This window comes from Mesorhizobium sp. M0276 (assembly GCF_040321755.1).
GTDB lineage: Bacteria > Pseudomonadota > Alphaproteobacteria > Rhizobiales > Rhizobiaceae > Mesorhizobium.
The window spans coordinates 119,052-136,171 of the sequence record NZ_JAMYSC010000016.1 but is presented as its reverse complement, the minus strand read 5'-3'; the positions used below and the strand labels follow the sequence as shown (position 1 = coordinate 136,171).

Below are 17,120 nucleotides of genomic sequence, written 5' to 3'. Positions count from 1 at the left end.
CACCATCCCGCTTGTATATCCCTCCCACCCGCACGAGCGCACCCCCCCCGCCCAGCGCCCCCCCCCCGCCACTTCCCCCCCCCCACTATCGTGGGCCCGCCGCGGGGGGTTCCCCGGCGCCGGCTGTGCAGCCTATTGGTCAGCCTTGGTCTGACCCATGATTTCCTGCGCCGTGAAATTGATGCCGCAGGTCGGGAAGGAATTGCCGACGAAGAAATTGTCGGACTGGTCGGGGAAGAAGTCCTGCCCGGCCTTGAAGTTCGGATCCTCGACGATCGCCAATGGCAGTTTGACCGATTGCGGCACGACATTGCCTTCAAGCGCGGCAATCGCCGTCTTGATGGCGACCGCCACCTGCGCCGGGCCAGTGCCGGCCGACGAGCATTTCAGTCCGTCGGCGGCATGAGCCGCGCAGAATTTGCGGAAGCCGTTTTCGGTTTCGCCACCGAACGGTACAAACGGATGCTTGGCGTCGATCATCGCCTGTACGATGCCGGTGTCACCCCCCTGGCCGGTAATGCCGACGAACGGACCATTGGTGGCGATCGCGTCAGCCGTGACCTTCTGCGCTGTCGGATCATCCCACTTGCCGGCGACTTCGGTGACGTCCCATTTCTTGCCCGAAGCATCGAAGACCTCATGGATGCCATTGTGGCGGTCGGTATCGACCGACGTGCCAGCAACACCGCGCACCTCAAGTATCTTGCCGCCATCGGGTATATGGTCGACCAGCCATTTGCCCCAAAGTTCGCCGAGGCCCTTCTGATCGACATTGACGTTGATGGCGTCCTTGGTGTCGAGAATGTTGTCGAAAGCAACCAGCACGACACCGGCCTCCTTGGCGCGCTTGATGACCGGCGCGAAAGCGGTCGGGTTCTGCGCGTTGACGACAATGGCGTCATAGCCGGAATCGATGAAGTTGTTGATCGCCGAAATCTGCGCCGGCACATCCTCGCCGGTCGACACCACCTTGAATTCCTTCAACTTGGCGGCGACGTCCTTTTGCGCTGCGTAAGCCTTGGCGGTCTGGATCATCTGGATGCGCCAGGTGTTGGCGATGTAGCCATTGGCGAGCGCGATCCGGTATGGGCCGTCCTTTTTGGGAAACTTGAAAAACTGCGTATCCGCGGCCCAGGGCGCGAAGCAATCCGGCTCCGCTGCCGGGCCCTTGACGATTTCAGGGCCCGCGGCAATCGCCGACGAGCTCAGCATGACGAATGCAGTGGCGGCAACGATGCCACCAACAAGTGACTTGATCATCGATATTCCTCCCAGTTGCAGTTCTGATTGTGGTTTTCGCTATGCGAAATTATTGACGCGATCGGGCCGGCACCTCCTTGCCTTGGCATACGCGTTTTAGTCGCCGGTGACGGCCGACCCAGTTCCTCCCCTTGTCACCGCCAGCCGGGCGGAAACTATCATATTATCCATAATAAACAAGAATTAGTTGTCGCTTATGTATAATAAACAGCCGCAACCCACTGCGCGCCCATCTGCTCAGCGGAAAATGGTAGCGCTACCAAATTGTCCTGTAAACCGGCATTCGCACAGTCGCCTTTGTGTGTTTCAACGGGCGGTGCTTTCGCGGCGCTTGAGCTCGAAACCGAGATCGACGATCCGTTGCTCTGGCCTGTTGCCGGCGATCGTCGCCAGCGCCATGGCGACCGCACGCCGGCCGATCTCGTAGCGATGGGTGCGGATGCTGGTGATCGACGGAAACGCCACCTGCATCATGTCGAGGTCGTTGAAACCGACGATACCGATCGTCTTCGGCACCAAGATCGAGGTGCGATGACACTCGAACAACACGCCGAGCGCGATGTCGTCATTGTTGCAGAAGACAGCGTCGAGTGTCGGCACCTTGGCCAGCGCGTCGCGGAACATCTCGCGGCCGAGCGATACGCTGGACGGAACCGGCGTGGTGGTGACGAGGCGCGGGTCGAATAGCCCGGCCGCCTCCATCGCCGCGCGGTAGCCGGCAAGACGCCGCTGCGAGCGCGGATCCATGCGCGCTCCGATGAAGCCGATGCGGCGGTAACCGGCCTCGATCAGATGTTCGGTGGCCGTCCTGCCGCCTTCCAGATGCGAGAAGCCGACCATCATGTCGACTGGATCTGGCCCGGTTTCCATGACCTGCACCACCGGGCAGCCGGCGCTCTCCAGCAGCTTTCGCGAGGCCGGTGTCTGGTCGATGCCGGCGACGATCAGCGCTGCCGGCCGCTGCGAACCGAACAGCTGCAGCAGCCGCTCTTCCTCGAGGCCGGAATAATGGGTGTTGCCGAGTTGAATGCGGAAAGGGCTGGCCGACAGGCTGTCATAGATGCCGCGCACCACCTCGGCAAAGACGTTGTTGGTAAGCGACGGCACCAGGACGCCGAACACCTCGGCGCGCGCCGAGGCCAGCGCCCGCGCATTCGGGTCCGGCACATAGCCGAGTTCGTCGACGGCGGCCTGGATCTGGCGGCGCAGCTCTTCCGAGACACGCTCCGGCTCGCGCAGGGCGCGCGACACGGTGATGGCGCCGACCCCGGCCTTGCGCGCGACATCCGATATGGTCGGGCGGCCGCCACCACGGCGCGAGCGCGGCTTGATCACGGACGCGCTCGCTCGGGAATGCACCTGGCAGTGCGCGGTCGCGATACGATCGTTTTTGCTGTCACCATCCCGCCGGCCCGCTTTGCCGCACCCACTCGCCTTCTGGCGTCGCGCAGCCTGTTGTCCTTGTCAAGCAACGGCAACAATCCTGCCAGCCTTCAAGCCATCGCGGCGGCGCTGCGCCGTGCTTTCCAGAACAACAGTCCGATCGCCAATATGTTCAGCAAATTCCAGGCGATGCCGTTGAGGAACGCCGCGGCATAGGAACCGGTGAGGTCGTAGATCCAGCCCGACATCCAGCCACCGATCGCCATGCCGAAGATCGTCGCCATCATGACGATGCCTATGCGCTGCCCGGCCTCCTTGGCGGGCATGTAGTCGCGCACGATGATGGCGTAGCAAGGCACGATGCCGCCTTGCGACAGGCCGAATACCAGCGACACCACATAGAGCGAGGCAAGCCCGTCGAACGGGATGTAGAACAGCAGCGACAGACATTGCAGCGCAGAACCGATCATCAGCGTTTTCATGCCGCCGATGCGATCGGCAACAAAGCCGGATGCCAACCGGCTGACGACACCGCCTGCCATCATGATCGACAGCATGTCGGCGCCGTGTGCCACGCCGTAGCCGAGATCCATGCAATAGGCGACGATATGCACCTGCGGCATCGACATCGCCACGCAGCAGCCGAGGCCGGCGACAACCAGCAGCACCTGCAACGCCGCCGGCGACAGCGAGATCGGCTGCACCGGCCGGCTCCCGGGCGAACCTGCGGCTGCCGCCGCCGGGGCACCGCGCCGCAGCATCAGCACCAGCGGCACCATGGTCACCAGGCAGAAGATGCCGATGGCCGCATAGGTGAAACGCCAGCCCTCCGCCTTCATGAGTGTCGGCATGATGGTCGGCCAGAACGCCCCGGCAAGGTAGTTGCCGGCGGCCGCCGCGGTCACCGCGACACCGCGCCGGCGGTTGAACCAGTGCGAGATATCGGCGATCAGCGGCCCGAAGATCACCGATGTACCGACGCCGATCAGCAGCCCTTGGGCAAGGGTGAACTGCAGGATCGAGGTCGACAGCGCCGCGAGCAGGAGGCCGGCGGAGAGCGCAATCGAAGAGAGCAGCGCCGGGACCCAGTAGCCCATACGGTCGATGGCGCGGCCGATCAGCACGTTGCCGGCGGCAAAGCCGACCATGGTCGCGGTGTAGGGCATGGACGCCGCGGCGCGGTCGACGCCGAACTCGGCCTGCACGGCGGGCAGCACCACGACAACCGCCCACATACCGACGGCACCGATCGTCGCCAGCAGCATCGAGATGGCGAGCCGCATCCAGGCATAGGAGCTGTCGATGCCGGTGCGCGGCTGAATGCTGTCGGTTCGGGCCAATGCGTTTCCTGTCGGCGCTCTCAGTTCGGCTGCCGTCTCGCGCCCAGTATCGGCCCATCCTCAAGCCGCAGCAGCGCCACAGCAGGCAAATCCGTGGCTCCAGAGCCAGGCGAAGTGGGAACCGATGCCAATGTGCGGAGTTTCCCGGCCAGCCCCCTGCATAAGGAGCCCTGCCGTGACCGCGAAGAAAAAATGGTCGGCCGACGTGACCGAGCACAGCGACGCGCTGGATCTCGAGGACCATGTCTTCGAATCCGACGACGCCAAGAAGATCGCTGCCTCGCTCAAGCGATCCGCCGAACACAGCCACCGGCGCAAGGCCGGACCTTTCCAGTCAGCCATGTCGATGCTGAACTTCTACATCAACCGCGCCGGCAAGAACCTGCCCGCCGAGCGCAGACAAGTACTTGAGGACGCCAAGGACGAACTGCGCGCCGCCTTCGGGCGTGAGAAAGACGATTAGCAGCGCCCGATAGGCCCTATCGGGCGCGGATGACACCGTCGGTGTTGGCCAACAACTTGCGCACCGCGTTGCGCGCCGCATCCGGGCGCTGCAGCCGAATGTTCTTCTCGATTGCCTCATGCAGCTTCTGCGCATGATTGAGATCGTCGATCTCCCGCGTCGTATAGGCAAAGAGATGATCGAAGGCGGATTCGATCAGCACGCCGAGCGGCACCAGAAGGTCGTTGCCCGAGGCACGCAGGATGGCGAGGTGAAAGCGGGTGTCGGCGCGGGTGCGATCCTGCAGACTGGCCGCCTCGCCCATCTCCCGGCATGCCTGGCTGATCTCGGCCATCTGTTCGTCGGTCCGCCGCATCGCGGCAAAGGCGGTCGCTTCCGGCTCGATGATGTGGCGGAACTCCTGCACGGTCTTCAGGAACACTTCGCGATCCGGCGATGTCGCGTACCAGGCCAGCACATCGCGATCGAGCAGGTTCCAGCGTTCCTTCGGCTCGACCCAGCTGCCGATCTTGGGGCGTGAAGCCAGCAGGCCCTTGGCCATCAGCATCTTGATCGCTTCACGCACCGCCGAGCGGCTGACGCTGAAGGTCTCTGACCATTTCGCTTCATTCGGCAGAATCGTGCCGGGCGGATAGTCGCCACGCACGATCCTGAGGCCGATCTCGCTGGCCAGCGAGGCATGAACGCTCGAGCCTGGAATGCGCGCCGCGTCGGGTCGGCGAACGCCGGCGGAACGCTCGGTGGAAGCCGCTTTCGCTGGCGATTTTTCCTTGTTCGGCTTCGCGTCCCGCATGGATTCCAGAAAGTCCGGATTGAGGGTGCTGTCAAGCGCGGCAAGCGGCTTGGGCCGCAAAGCCGGGCGCTGTGCACAGATCAGCCCAGTTGCTCTCGTGAATCAGGCCGTCGTGACGTATTTGCGCCAGCTATGCTCCGGGCGGAAACCCAGCACCTCGCGCGCCTTGCGGTTGGAGAGCAGCGTTTCATATTCGCCGAGTTCGGTTTTGACCGGCACGCCGGGGTAGAAACGCTTCAAGAGTTCGGCGGTCGGCAGATCGGACGAGGTGTCGTCGTTGGCGGCGTTGAACACCTGGTAGCCGAGGCCGTCCTTCTCGATGGCGCGCAGCGTTATCTGGCCGAGGTCGCGCGCATCGACATAGCTCCAGGCGATGCGCTTGCGGAAACCGGGATCGGCGAACCATTTCGGAAACAGCGAATATTCATGCGGTTCGATGACGTTGCCAATGCGCAAGGCGTAGATATCGGTGCCGTTGCGCTGTGCGAACGCGCGTGCCGTCTTCTCGTTGACGACCTTGGACAGCGCATAGCTGTCCATCGGATCGACGTCATACTCCTCGTCGAGCGGGAAATATTTGGGATCGCGCGGCTCGTTGGCGAAAACCAGGCCATAGGTCGTCTCGCTGGAGGCGATCACCACCTTGGGGATGCCGAGCTTTACCGCCGCCTCGATGACATTGTAGGTGCCGAGCGCATTGATACGGAACACCTCATTGTCGGTGGTGATCATGATGCGCGGAATCGCGGCGAAATGGACCACGGCATCGACCGGCTGGGGGCGCAGCGATGGGTCGAATTCATGCAGGCCCATGTAGCTCGACAGCGCGTTGAACACCTGCCCGCTGTCGGTGATGTCGGTGATCAGCGTGCGCACCTTGGGATTGTCGAGCGGCTTGGTGTCGATGTTGAGCACCTGACAGCCCTGCTCCACCAGATACTGCACGACATGGCGTCCGGCCTTGCCGCTGCCGCCTGTGAACATGATCCGCTTCGCCATTTTGCTCTCCACATCCTCTGGGATTTATGTGTATTGTCAGACAATATCGCGATCCGCAACCGCCCTCGCCTGCAAAACGGCAGCGCCGATCATCAATCATTGCAACAGGACTTGAAGACATGAATACGACCGCCGCGAGCGAAAAGATCGGCTTCATCGGCCTTGGCCTGATGGGACACGGGATCGCCAGGAACATCGTCGACAAGGGCTACGCCCTGACCTTTCTCGGCCGCAAGAACCGCAAGCCGGCGGAAGACCTGATCGGTCGAGGTGCGAAGGAAGCATCGACCCCGCGCGATGTGGCGGCGGCATCGACAATCGTCTTCATCTGCGTCACCGGCTCACGCGAGGTCGAAGCCATCATTCGCGGCCCCGGCGGCCTCAAGGAGGGTTTGAAGAAAGACTCGGTCGTGATCGATTGCTCGACCTCAGATCCTGTCTCGACGGTGGCACTGGCAGCGGAACTGAAGGCGCTCGGCATCGATTTTGTCGACGCGCCGCTGAGCCGCACGCCGAAGGAAGCCTGGGAAGGCACGCTCGACGCCATGGTCGGCGCGCCGGACGCCCTCTTTGCCAGGGTGAAACCGGTGATCGAAACCTGGGCTGGCCGCATCGTCCATATCGGCGACACCGGCGACGGCCACCGCATGAAACTGCTCAATAATTTCATCTCGCTCGGCTACGCCGCGATCTATTCCGAGGCATTGGCGCTGGCTGAAAAGGTCGGCATCTCGCCGCCGCGCTTCGACAGCGTCATTCGCAATGGCCGTATGGATTGCGGCTTCTACCAGACCTTCATGCGCTGGACGCTGGAGGGCGACCGCGACGCCCACAAATTCTCGATCGCCAACGCCCTCAAGGACCTGACCTATCTGGAATCGATGGCGGGGGCGTCCGGCATCGCCAATCCGCTCGGCAACGCCACCAAGAACTCCTTCGCCGGCGCCCATGCCACCGGCCCGGCCGAGCAATTCGTGCCGATGCTGGCGACGCATATCGGCAAGATCAACGGCGTCGACCTGATGCCGACCAAGGACAGCAAGAAGCAGACGATCTGAGCCGTCCAAAGGCGCCTGTCAGCGCCTTGACCGCCCGATCCCATCGTCGGTGTTTTCAAGCAGCTTGTGCACGGCACTGCGCGCGGCTACCGGACGTCGCAGGCGGATGTTCTTCTCGATCGCCTCATGCAGTTTCTGTGCCTGCCGCTGATCACCGACCTGCTGCGTTGTGAACGCGAAGAGATGGTCGAGCGCCGACTCGATCAGAACGCCGAGCGGCACCAAAAGGTCGTTGCCGGAGGCGCGCAGGATAGCGAGATGAAAGCGCGTGTCGGCGCGGATACGGTCCTGCAGGCTCAGGGCCTCGTTCATGTCGCGGCAGGCCTGGCTGATCTCCTCCATCTGCTGGTCGCTGCGCCGCACGGCGGCAAAGGCCGACGCCTCGGGCTCGATGATGTGGCGGAACTCCTGTACGGTGCGCAGAAAAGCCTCGCGGTCAGGCGCGGTCGCGTACCAGGCCAGCACGTCACGGTCGAGCAGGTTCCAGCGCTCCTTCGGCTCGACCCAACTGCCGATCTTGGGGCGCGATGCCAACAGGCTTTTCGCCATCAGCATCTTGATGGCTTCGCGCACCGCCGAACGGCTGACATTGAAGATCTCGGCCCATTTGGCCTCATTGGGCAGGATAGTGCCGGGCGGATAGTCGCCGCGCACGATCCGCAAGCCAATCTCGCCGGCCAGCGAGACATGCACGCTCGCCCCTGCGAAGTGCGCCGCACCACCCGTTCGCATGACGGCCGTACGGCGGCTGGCTTGTGCCTTGGTCCGATCGGCTCGCTCTTTTGACTTCTCGTCCGGCATCCACGTTCCAATGCGTCGGCTGTCTGACGTCCGGACTGGCCCGAACCTGCACGGTGCGCCGATCTTGCCGAAAAATCCAAACTATGGACGCGCCAAAGCCGGCGCCTGTCGCCCCAACCATTGCGTCCAATTCAGGAAGTGACGGGGCGCCCGTTGCCGAGCGCCCCGAATCGAAAACCTACTTCTGGATGCAGGTGTCGACAGTATCCTTGGTGCATTCGTCGAGGCCGGTGAACACCGGATCGGCGACGGCCTTGCCTTCGATGAGGTCGATCATCACCGACGGCGCCTTGTAGCCCATTTCGAACGGCCGCTGACCGACCAGTGCGGTCACGAGGCCGTCACGGGCGATCGCCACCTCGTCGCCGATCGTGTCGGCGGCACCGATGACGAAGTCGTTGCTGGCTATCCGGTCCTTGAGCGGTCCGAACAGATCGCGATAGGGCTGCGGCGCGCCGAACAGCGGCCAGCCGCCCATGATGCCGAAGGCGTCGAGCTTGGGGTTGGCGGCGAGGATGTCGGTCATCGCCTGTACGCCCTTGGCGCCGTCGTCATTGGTGAACACCGGGCAGCCTGCAACTTCGGTCCAGCCACCTTCACCGGCAAGTGCGGCGAGGCCGTCCTTGCCCGAAAGCGCATCACGCATGCCCTGCGCACGACGCAGGATGTTGTCGGCAGCCGGGTTGCCTTCAATGGTGCAGATCGTGCCGCCATTCGGCTTGCCCTTCTTGATGTACTCGCCGATCTTCTTGCCCATCAGATAGTTGTCGGTGCCGAGATAGGTCTTGCGAAGTGCTGCATCTTCCTTGCTGAGATCCGCATCGACGGTCATGATCGGGATCGTCGGGTTGGCGGTCTTGATCGTCTGCGCGATCAGTGGCGCGTTGGACGGCGAAATTGCCATCGCCACCGTGTCGGCCTTGCTCAGCATGTCCTGGACGATCTGCGCCTCGCCGGCTTCATCGGAAGTCGACGCCGGACCGGTGTAGAAGCACTCATATTCCGAGCTGGCGTTTTCCTTGTTCCATTTCTCGCAGCCCTGGTGAATGGCTTCGAAGAACGGATTGTCGAGACCTTTCACGACAATGACGAGCTGTTTCTTGGCCAAAGCCGGCCCGGCGCCAAGCGCCATGGCGGCGACGGCGGCGAGCAAAAGTGTTTTCCTCATGTCAGTCCTCCCTTGGAAACAGACGGACACGGCGTGCCCGCCACACAGATCGACCGAATGCGTGATGACAGAGGGTCGTTGTGCGAGCGCTCATGTCATACGCCAGGCCGATAAGTATTTTCATTTCGGTCCGCCAGATCGAAAACTGACTGGCAACGACCGACAATCCTCTGATGATCCCGCGCGGCAGACCGGCATGGGATCGGTATATTGATTTAGTTCCTCCGATGCTCAGCTAATCTCGGCTCGCGGCCAACGTCAATGCCATTTGTCCTACAAAACTGATTTTTCGAAAGATTCAACCCCGTCCCGCAACAGCCCCCGGCCGCATTTCCCTGACTATCGCCAATTCTTATTCGTCTGACAATTGACGCCTGCGCAGGCATTCGCGTAGATGCAGGTCAGCGCTGTTTCCGGGAGGAGCTGGAAAAGCGTGGCGAAAGCTGCGCCCGGTCCACCGGAAAAGCAGGCAAGGCACGGGGAGGTTAAGGCTGGTGGCGGTTCTCGAACTCACCAACATCTCAAGGCATTTCGGCGCCATCCAGGCAGTCAACGACGTTTCGTTGTCGATCGAGCCCGGACAGGTGGTCGGCTTGATGGGCGACAACGGCGCCGGCAAGTCGACACTGGTCAAGATGATCGCCGGCAATTTCCGCCCGAGCCATGGCACCATGCGAATGGACGGCAAGGAGTTGATCCTGCACAAGCCGGCGGAAGCCCGCCAGCACGGCATCGAGATTGTCCACCAGGATCTGGCACTCTGCAACAATCTGACCGCGGCGGCGAATGTCTATCTCGGCCGCGAATTGCGCCGCGGCCTAGGACCGCTCCGCATCCTCGATTATGCGACCATGTACAAACGCGCAGGCCAGCTCTTCGCCGAATTGAAGTCCGAGACCCGTCCGCGCGACCTCGTCAAGCAGATGTCGGGTGGCCAGCGCCAGGCGGTGGCGATTGCCCGCACCATGCTGTCGCAGGCCAAGATCGTGCTGATGGACGAACCGACGGCCGCAATCTCGGTCCGCCAGGTCGCCGAGGTGCTGAACCTGATCCGCCATTTGCGCGACCAGGGCATCGCCGTGGTGCTGATCAGTCACCGCATGCCCGATGTCTTCACCGTCGCCGACCGCGTCATCGTCATGCGACGCGGCCGCAAGGTCGCCGACAAGACGATTGCGTCGAGTTCGCCCGAGGAAGTCACCGGGCTGATCACCGGCGCCATCGAACAGGTTTGATTTCAAGCTTTTCACTATGACAGCAAATGAAGGTCGATGATGGCACTGACAATTGACCAGCCGATCGAGCACAAGCAGCAATCCTTGCCGGCAAGGTTGTTTGCCAGTCAGACTTTCTGGGTGGTGATCTCCGTCATCCTTGCTTGCGTGTTCCTATCGTTTGCCACCGACGCCTTCGCCACGTCGAAAAACCTCTACAACATCACCCGCAACATCACCTTCGTCGCCATCATCGCGCTCGGCATGACCTTCGTCATCATCACCGGCGGCATCGACCTGTCGGTCGGCTCGGTGCTTTGCCTGTCGTCGATGATTTTGGCCGTCACTATGCATGCCGGCTACTCGATCGAGGTCGGCATTCTGGCCTCTATCGCAACCGCGCTCGCCATCGGCGCCTTCAACGGCATCCTGATCGCCTATCTTGGCTTTCCACCATTCGTGGTAACGCTCGGTGTGCTGTCGATCGCCCGCAGCCTGGCGATGGTCGCCTCCAACAACACCGTCGTCTTCCAGTTCGGGCCAGACCACGCCAAACTGCTGGCATTGGGCGGCGGCGCCTGGGTGTTCGGCATCGCCAATCCGGTTCTCTACATGATCCTTCTGGCGCTGATCACCGGCTTCATCCTGCGCTGGACCAAGTTCGGCCGCCACATCTTCGCCATTGGCGGCAATGAGCATGCGGCGACACTGACCGGCGTGCCGGTGCGCAAGATCAAGGTTGCCGTCTACATGATCTCGGCGCTGTCGGCAGGCATTGCCGGCATCATCCAGACCGGCTGGCTGGGCGCCGTCACCACCAATCTCGGCACCGGCATGGAGTTGCAGGTGATCGCCGCCACTGTCATCGGCGGCGCCAATCTCGCTGGTGGCGTCGGCACCGCCTTCGGCGCCATCGTCGGCGCGGCCCTGATCGAAGTGATCCGCAACAGTCTTGGCCTCCTCGGCATCAATGCCTTCTGGCAAGGCGTGTTCATCGGAGGCGCCATCCTGCTGGCGGTGCTGTTCGACCGCATCCGCAATTTCCGCCGCAGCGATTAAGACAATGACCCCGAAAAGTGGAAACCGGTTTTCTCGGACAAACGGAACCGGTTGCCCAGAGATCATGGTCATACGACAAAACAGTCTGTGACAAACGCCCTGTTCAGCCTCGATGGGCGGCTTGCGCTGACGGCTTCGGTTTAAGAGGGCGTTCTTCCCTTCTCCCCTTGTGGGTCCCACAAGGGAGAAGGGGAAACCTATCGCTCAGTCTGAAAATCCGCCCGCATCAGCCGTCCTCCACGATCGCCGCGGACTCCCGCCTTGACGCGGCCCCGAACTCAGCAGCACTATCCCGGCGCAGGCGAAGGGAGGCCAGTCGTCTGCGGGAGGATATACCCATGACGGAAGCGATCAGGCTCTACTGGGGCCGGTTCGGACATGTTTCTGTCCTCAATGTCGCAAGCGACTTCGTCACCCATGCCCATGTCGAGGCGCATCTGATCATCTGGCTGGAAGGCACGGCCGGGGAGATGACCATCGGCCGAGAGACCGTACGGCTTGGCCCCTGCACCGCCGCCGGCATCAACTCCTTCCAGCCGCACAGCCATGTTCTGTCGCAAAACAGGACGCCCGGTCTGTTTCTCGCCTTCTACATCGATCCGGATTGGGCGCGGCGCCGCCGCGACCTGCCCTCGTCCGCGCCACTGTTTTCACAAGCCGCGATCACGCTCGAACCTTGGCTGCATCAGGCCGCCGCCAATCTGCTCGACCATCTCAGCGATAATGAGAGCATCGACGACATCGCCAACTACGAGATCGAGCGTTTCATCGACTCGGTGCTCGATGCCGCCGACGCCTCGGCGCCGCAGGAGGTGCGTGTCCGCATCAACACCATGCAGGACTTCCGGGTCCGCAAGGCGATCCAGTTGATGAAAGCCAATGTCTGCGAGCGCATTTGCTTCGACGAGGTGGCGCGCAGTGTCGGACTGTCGCGGCCGCATTTCTTCGCTCTGTTCAAGGAACAGACCAATCTGACGCCCAACGTCTACTGGAACACGCTGCGCATGGAGGAAGCGGTGCGGCAGCTGCAATGGTCGCAGGAGCCGCTGATCTCGGTCGCGTGCAATCTCGGCTTCACCACGCAGGGCAATTTCTCGCGCTTCTTCCGCGACCATGTCGGCGTGCCGCCGACGGTCTATCGTGAGGCCGCGCGAGCCATCGCCTGAACCAGCGGCCCCGCCACCCTTTTTCAGACTCCTTGATACGCACTCAAGACGCATTGATAAGCGTCGCTAGACCTGCCGCCCTACCCTTGCACCGGATCGCATTTGCAAGGGAACATTAGATGGCGAAAGTCACCATCTCCAGCGTCATCGACGCGCCGGTCGAAAAAGTCTGGGCGCGCATACGCGATTTCAACGGACTGCCAAGCTGGCATCCGCGCATGGTCGAAAGCCATATCGAGGACGGCAAGGACGCTTCGACGATAGGTTGCGTGCGCAATCTTCACCTCATCAGTGGCGCGCGCCTGCGCGAAAAGCTGCTCGACTTCTCCGACCGGGATTTCCACGTCAGCTATTCGATCCTTGAGACGCCGCAGCCCCTGACCAACCACAAGGCGACGCTGCAATTGCGGCGCGTTACCGATGGCGACCGCACCTACGCCGAATGGACCGCCAGCTTCGACGCCGCGCCAGAAGAAGCCGACAAGCTGGCCGAGGGCATGGGGGCGAATGTCTTCCAGGGCGGCTTCAATGCCCTGAAGAGCCACTTCGCCGGCCAGAGCTGACAGGAGCCAACCCATGGCGCTAGCACTGCAGACTTTTGCAACGGTTAACGACGCCAACGCGGCGCTGAAAGCCGCCGGCACGCGCTATCTCGGTGGCGGTACACTCGTGATCCGCGCCGCCAATGAAGGCGATGTTTCGGTCTCCGGCTTTGTCAGGTCGACCGAGCCGTCGCTGTCCACCATCGCTGTCGCCGGTGATAAAGTCCGCATCGGCGCTTCGGTGACCATGGCGGCGATCGCCCGCCATGCGGACCTCGGCGCCCTTGCCAAGGCCGCCCGCGCCGTTGGTGGCCCGGCAGTCCGCAACATGGCGACCGTCGGCGGCAATCTGTTCGCGCCGGCTCCCTATGGCGATTTCGCTGTTGCCCTGCTGGCGCTCGACGCCATTGTCGGCACCGATGACGGCGAAGCGCCGATAGAGATCTTCCTGGCCAATCGGGACGGCAGCTGCGCCATCGTCACTTCCGTGAGCTTCACGCTGCCGAAAGCCGACAGTTTCCGTTTCCTGAAAGTGTCGCGGGTCAAGCCCAAGGGCGTCTCGGTGCTCAGCATCGCCAGCGTTCTGGAACTGGCGCCGGATGGCACCGTGTCTTCGGCGCGGATTGCACTGGGCTGCATGGCCGACCGGCCAATGCGCGCCAAAGCAGCCGAAAAAGTCCTGATCGGCCGAAGCCTGACCAAGGACGGCATCGCGCCGGCCTTGGCGGCAGTCAACCACGGCACCTCGCCGGCAACCGATCCGATTGCCAGCGCCTGGTACCGCAACGAAGTGCTGCCGGTCCATCTCGGCCGGCTGCTGCTCGCATAATATTTCGTTCGGGGGCGCGCGTCTGTCCGATGGTTCGGGCAGGCGCGCTGGGAGGAAAACATGGCGAAGGTCCCGGTTCAGTTCACGCTCAACGGCTCGGAGAAGGCCGAATTCGTCGACAGCGGCGCGACGCTGCTGCACGCCTTGCGCGACAAGATCGGCGACACCTCGCCGAAAGGCGGTTGCCATCAAGGCACCTGCGGCGCCTGCTCGGTCATCATCGACGGCGAGCTCAGGCTGTCCTGCCTGACGCTGGCCGAGACCTGCAATGGAGCCGCCATCACCACCACGGCGGGGCTTTCGGAAAGCGGCGTGCTGCACCCGCTGCAGCGCGCCTTTCTCGAGGCCTTCGCCACGCAATGCGGCTTCTGCACGCCCGGCATGATCATGGCCGCCAAGGTGCTGCTCGACCACACCCCGAACCCCAGCCGCGACGAGGTGGTCGAGGCGCTGTCGGGCAACATCTGCCGCTGCACCGGCTACGAGCCGATCATCCAGGCGGTGCTGACCGCCGCGCGGTCCAACTCTCAGAACGCGGCCTAGAGCCGGATGATTTCAGGTCGATTCGACCTGAAATCTGAATCCGCCTCTAAATCAAAGAGATAGAGCATGATGTCGTCCGAAAACCGCTTCACACTTTTCGGCATCATGCTCTGAGGGAACAAAAGAATGGAACTGCGCAAGAACTACTTCGCCGATGTCCGCAAGGACGACCTGCATGAGATCGGACAGCCGAGGCCGCGTTCGGATTCGCCCGGCCATGTCACCGGCAAGACCGCCTTTTTCGCCGACCGCAATTTCCCCGGCATGCTGCATCTGAAGATGGTGCGCAGCCCGCATCACCATGCCCGCATCCGCTCGATCGACACGTCGGAAGCCGAGAAGCATCCGGGCGTCGTCAGAGTGCTCACAGCCACGGACGTGCCGCGCAATGTCTACACCATCCTCATCCTGATCCAGGTCGGACCTGAGGACGAGACCGTGCTGGCCGATGGCAAGGTGCGCTGGAAGGGCGAGGCCGTGGTGGCGGTTCTGGCCGAGACCGAGCGCGCCGCACAAGAGGCCGCTGCCAAGGTCAAGGTCGACTATGAGGTGTTGCCGGCTGTCTTCGACATGGAGGAAGCGCTGAAGCCCGGCGCGCCGCTGGTCAATGAGTACCACGGCCAGAATTACTACCTCTATGACAGCGGCGAGTGTCGCAAGGTCCGCTTCGGCGATGTCGAGGCGGGCTTCGCCGGCGCCGACCACGTGCTGGAGCAGAGCTACCAGTCCTCGCCGATCGAGCACGCGCCCACCGAAACGACGGGCTGCCTTGTGGTACCCGAGGGCAATGACCGCTTCACCTGCTACACCAACACGCAGGCGATGTTCTTCACCCTCGACAACACATCGATCATCCTGCAGATGCCGGGCAGCAAATTGCATTTCGTCGGCGGCACCGTCGGCGGCGGCTTTGGCGGCAAGGTCGACGTCATCGTCGAGCCGATCGCCATCCTCGGCGCCAAGCTAACAGGACGACCAGTCTGTTTTATCTACAGCCGCGAAGAGGAGATGCAGATATCGTCACCTCGCGCCGCCGAAAAAATCGTCATCAAGGACGGCGTCATGAAGGACGGCCGTATCGTTGCCCGCAAGGTCACCGGCTACACCGACGCCGGCGCCTATTCCCGCCACTCGCCCTATGGCGCGCAGAAGGGCGCGGGTCACTACCCCGGTCCCTACACCATCCCCAATGTCTGGATCGACACCTACTGCGTCTATACCAACCGCACGCCCTCCTCCGCCATGCGCGGCTTCGGCGTCACCATCGGTGACTTCGCGCTGGAGGTACAGATGGATAAGCTGGCGCGGCTGATCGGCATGGATCCGCTCGAATTCCGCTTCATCAACGCCTATCGCGACGGCGACATGAAGGCGCACCGCCAGCCGACCGAGGGCGCGGCGCTGATCGAATGCATGCAGGAAGCCTCGCGCGCCGCCAACTGGCCGGTGGCGGAGAAATTCATGGCGATGTCCTCCTATGTGAAGGGAGCTTGAGATGGCGATCAGGCGCGGACGCGGCGTTGCCGCGATCAATTATCCGACCGGCATGAACCTCGGCGGCGACCCGACGCAGGCGCTGGTGCATTCGACGCCAACCGGCAATTTCATGGTGACCCTGTCCTCGGTCGATCTCGGCCAGGGCATGAAGCAGATCATGGCGCAGATCTGCGCCGAAACGATCGGCGTGCCGACCGACCGCGTCGTCGTCGACACCGCCGACACCGACACCGGCCCGCACTGCATGGGCACCTTCGCCTCGCGCGGCACGCATCGCGCCGGCAATGCCGTCATCCAGGCGGCTAGGGAGGCGCGCCAGGTGATGCTGGAGGTGGCGGCCGAGGAGCTGGAGGTGAATGCCTCCGACCTCGAGACCGACGGCCAGGGCAACATCCTGGTCAAGGGCGCTCCGCAGAAATCGATCTCGATCTTCGACGTCGCGCTGTCGGCGCATTTCAAGCGCGGCCGCTCGATCTCCGGCCGCGGCATGTTCCTCATCCCGCGCTCCTATCCGGAGAAAGAGACCGGCGCGATGAAGCCGTCGACCTGCTACGCGCATGCCTGCACCGTGGCCGAGGTCGAGGTCGATGACGAGACCGGCGAGGTGACCGTGCTGACGGTCAAGAACGTCTTCGAGATCGGCCGCGCGCTAAACCCGAAAATGGTCGAGCAGCAATTGGTCGGCGGCTCCTGGATGGGCATCAGTCACGCGCTCTACGAAACCACCGAGCCCTATTATCCCAACCGTGACCATGGCGGTACCGACTTCAACCAGTATCTGATGCCGGGGCCGGGCGATCTCGCGCAAACCGAGATCATCGTGCTGGAGCGGCCCTCGGCCGACGGGCCATACGGTGCCAAGGGGCCGGGCGAAATGTGCGCCAACCCGCAGATCCCGGCCGTCGCCAATGCCGTCTTCGACGCTGTCGGCGTGCGCATCGACACGCTGCCGATTACGCCGGAGCGCATTTTGCGCGCGCTGAAGGCGCAAGCGGCGAACTGAGG

The 17,120-nt window shown here is 62.8% G+C and carries 17 protein-coding genes; 10 read left to right on the top strand and 7 right to left on the bottom strand.

All coding sequences use genetic code 11. The features are described 5' to 3' along the window. Positions 1–132: 132 nt before the first annotated feature. The 3 genes from NKJ01_RS15330 to NKJ01_RS15320 all read right to left on the bottom strand — a co-directional run bounded on the left by NKJ01_RS15330 (position 133) and on the right by NKJ01_RS15320 (position 3,983). Positions 133–1,260 carry a sugar ABC transporter substrate-binding protein gene (locus NKJ01_RS15330; RefSeq protein WP_352601879.1) on the bottom strand — a complete coding sequence of 376 codons (1,128 nt, stop codon included), beginning with the start codon at positions 1,258–1,260 and terminating at the stop codon, positions 133–135. A 306-nt stretch (positions 1,261–1,566) separates the two neighbouring features. Next, positions 1,567–2,595 (bottom strand): HTH-type transcriptional regulator GntR, encoded by a 1,029-nt coding sequence (gene gntR, locus NKJ01_RS15325; RefSeq protein WP_352729065.1) that lies wholly within the window; start codon positions 2,593–2,595, stop codon positions 1,567–1,569. Positions 2,596–2,753: 158 nt separating this feature from the next. Then, entirely contained in the window at positions 2,754–3,983 is a 1,230-nt protein-coding gene (locus tag NKJ01_RS15320) for an MFS transporter (protein WP_352729063.1), read from the bottom strand. Positions 3,984–4,107: 124 nt separating this feature from the next. On the opposite strand from NKJ01_RS15320, the gene NKJ01_RS15315 reads away from it, so the two are divergent. Further along, positions 4,108–4,446: a DUF3175 domain-containing protein gene (locus NKJ01_RS15315; protein WP_352729061.1), complete on the top strand. Its 339-nt coding sequence runs from the start codon at positions 4,108–4,110 to the stop codon at positions 4,444–4,446. A gap of 16 nt (positions 4,447–4,462) precedes the next feature. Here the strand turns inward: NKJ01_RS15315 and NKJ01_RS15310 are convergent, their stop codons facing one another. Both NKJ01_RS15310 and NKJ01_RS15305 read right to left on the bottom strand, forming a co-directional pair. Next, positions 4,463–5,239 carry a FadR/GntR family transcriptional regulator gene (locus NKJ01_RS15310; RefSeq protein WP_023756911.1) on the bottom strand — a complete coding sequence of 259 codons (777 nt, stop codon included), beginning with the start codon at positions 5,237–5,239 and terminating at the stop codon, positions 4,463–4,465. Positions 5,240–5,341: 102 nt separating this feature from the next. Then, positions 5,342–6,238, bottom strand: a complete 897-nt coding sequence (locus NKJ01_RS15305) for an NAD-dependent epimerase/dehydratase family protein (protein WP_352729058.1) — start codon at positions 6,236–6,238, stop codon at positions 5,342–5,344. Positions 6,239–6,357: 119 nt separating this feature from the next. Between NKJ01_RS15305 and NKJ01_RS15300 the strand changes: the two genes are divergently transcribed. After that, complete coding sequence (locus tag NKJ01_RS15300) at positions 6,358–7,296, top strand: NAD(P)-dependent oxidoreductase (protein ID WP_352729056.1); 939 nt, start codon at positions 6,358–6,360, stop codon at positions 7,294–7,296. Positions 7,297–7,314: 18 nt separating this feature from the next. On the opposite strand, the gene NKJ01_RS15295 is transcribed toward NKJ01_RS15300, so the two are convergent. Both NKJ01_RS15295 and NKJ01_RS15290 read right to left on the bottom strand, forming a co-directional pair. After that, positions 7,315–8,097: a FadR/GntR family transcriptional regulator gene (locus NKJ01_RS15295; RefSeq protein WP_023756908.1), complete on the bottom strand. Its 783-nt coding sequence runs from the start codon at positions 8,095–8,097 to the stop codon at positions 7,315–7,317. Positions 8,098–8,275: 178 nt separating this feature from the next. Beyond that, positions 8,276–9,265 (bottom strand): sugar-binding protein, encoded by a 990-nt coding sequence (locus tag NKJ01_RS15290; protein WP_023756907.1) that lies wholly within the window; start codon positions 9,263–9,265, stop codon positions 8,276–8,278. Positions 9,266–9,759: 494 nt separating this feature from the next. Between NKJ01_RS15290 and NKJ01_RS15285 the strand changes: the two genes are divergently transcribed. The 8 genes from NKJ01_RS15285 to NKJ01_RS15250 all read left to right on the top strand — a co-directional run bounded on the left by NKJ01_RS15285 (position 9,760) and on the right by NKJ01_RS15250 (position 17,118). Then, a complete protein-coding gene (locus NKJ01_RS15285; protein ID WP_352486338.1) occupies positions 9,760–10,500 on the top strand; it encodes an ATP-binding cassette domain-containing protein in 741 nt (246 codons plus the stop codon). 39 nt (positions 10,501–10,539) lie between these two features. Continuing rightward, positions 10,540–11,538 carry an ABC transporter permease gene (locus NKJ01_RS15280; protein WP_023756906.1) on the top strand — a complete coding sequence of 333 codons (999 nt, stop codon included), beginning with the start codon at positions 10,540–10,542 and terminating at the stop codon, positions 11,536–11,538. 338 nt (positions 11,539–11,876) lie between these two features. After that, positions 11,877–12,704: a helix-turn-helix domain-containing protein gene (locus NKJ01_RS15275; protein WP_352729053.1), complete on the top strand. Its 828-nt coding sequence runs from the start codon at positions 11,877–11,879 to the stop codon at positions 12,702–12,704. 119 nt (positions 12,705–12,823) lie between these two features. Then, positions 12,824–13,267, top strand: coding sequence for an SRPBCC family protein (locus NKJ01_RS15270; RefSeq protein ID WP_352729051.1), 444 nt, complete (start codon positions 12,824–12,826; stop codon positions 13,265–13,267). Positions 13,268–13,280: 13 nt separating this feature from the next. Further along, entirely contained in the window at positions 13,281–14,075 is a 795-nt protein-coding gene (locus tag NKJ01_RS15265; protein ID WP_352729049.1) for an FAD binding domain-containing protein, read from the top strand. 60 nt (positions 14,076–14,135) lie between these two features. Further along, entirely contained in the window at positions 14,136–14,618 is a 483-nt protein-coding gene (locus NKJ01_RS15260) for a (2Fe-2S)-binding protein (protein WP_352729047.1), read from the top strand. Positions 14,619–14,744: 126 nt separating this feature from the next. Next, entirely contained in the window at positions 14,745–16,112 is a 1,368-nt protein-coding gene (locus tag NKJ01_RS15255) for a xanthine dehydrogenase family protein molybdopterin-binding subunit (protein ID WP_352729045.1), read from the top strand. A 1-nt stretch (position 16,113) separates the two neighbouring features. Continuing rightward, positions 16,114–17,118, top strand: a complete 1,005-nt coding sequence (locus NKJ01_RS15250; protein WP_010910368.1) for a xanthine dehydrogenase family protein molybdopterin-binding subunit — start codon at positions 16,114–16,116, stop codon at positions 17,116–17,118. The last annotated feature ends 2 nt before the right edge of the window (positions 17,119–17,120 follow it).

Excerpts from the sequence above, each read along its gene's own strand:
- NKJ01_RS15330 (WP_352601879.1), bottom strand. The coding sequence starts at position 1,260 with ATGATCAAGTCACTTGTTGGTGGCATCGTTGCCGCCACTGCATTCGTC.
- NKJ01_RS15315 (WP_352729061.1), top strand. The coding sequence starts at position 4,108 with ATGCCAATGTGCGGAGTTTCCCGGCCAGCCCCCTGCATAAGGAGCCCT.
- NKJ01_RS15310 (WP_023756911.1), bottom strand. The coding sequence starts at position 5,239 with ATGCGGGACGCGAAGCCGAACAAGGAAAAATCGCCAGCGAAAGCGGCT.
- NKJ01_RS15305 (WP_352729058.1), bottom strand. The coding sequence starts at position 6,238 with ATGGCGAAGCGGATCATGTTCACAGGCGGCAGCGGCAAGGCCGGACGC.
- NKJ01_RS15300 (WP_352729056.1), top strand. The coding sequence starts at position 6,358 with ATGAATACGACCGCCGCGAGCGAAAAGATCGGCTTCATCGGCCTTGGC.
- NKJ01_RS15295 (WP_023756908.1), bottom strand. The coding sequence starts at position 8,097 with ATGCCGGACGAGAAGTCAAAAGAGCGAGCCGATCGGACCAAGGCACAA.
- NKJ01_RS15290 (WP_023756907.1), bottom strand. The coding sequence starts at position 9,265 with ATGAGGAAAACACTTTTGCTCGCCGCCGTCGCCGCCATGGCGCTTGGC.
- NKJ01_RS15280 (WP_023756906.1), top strand. The coding sequence starts at position 10,540 with ATGGCACTGACAATTGACCAGCCGATCGAGCACAAGCAGCAATCCTTG.
- NKJ01_RS15275 (WP_352729053.1), top strand. The coding sequence starts at position 11,877 with ATGACGGAAGCGATCAGGCTCTACTGGGGCCGGTTCGGACATGTTTCT.
- NKJ01_RS15270 (WP_352729051.1), top strand. The coding sequence starts at position 12,824 with ATGGCGAAAGTCACCATCTCCAGCGTCATCGACGCGCCGGTCGAAAAA.
- NKJ01_RS15265 (WP_352729049.1), top strand. The coding sequence starts at position 13,281 with ATGGCGCTAGCACTGCAGACTTTTGCAACGGTTAACGACGCCAACGCG.
- NKJ01_RS15260 (WP_352729047.1), top strand. The coding sequence starts at position 14,136 with ATGGCGAAGGTCCCGGTTCAGTTCACGCTCAACGGCTCGGAGAAGGCC.
- NKJ01_RS15255 (WP_352729045.1), top strand. The coding sequence starts at position 14,745 with ATGGAACTGCGCAAGAACTACTTCGCCGATGTCCGCAAGGACGACCTG.
- NKJ01_RS15250 (WP_010910368.1), top strand. The coding sequence starts at position 16,114 with ATGGCGATCAGGCGCGGACGCGGCGTTGCCGCGATCAATTATCCGACC.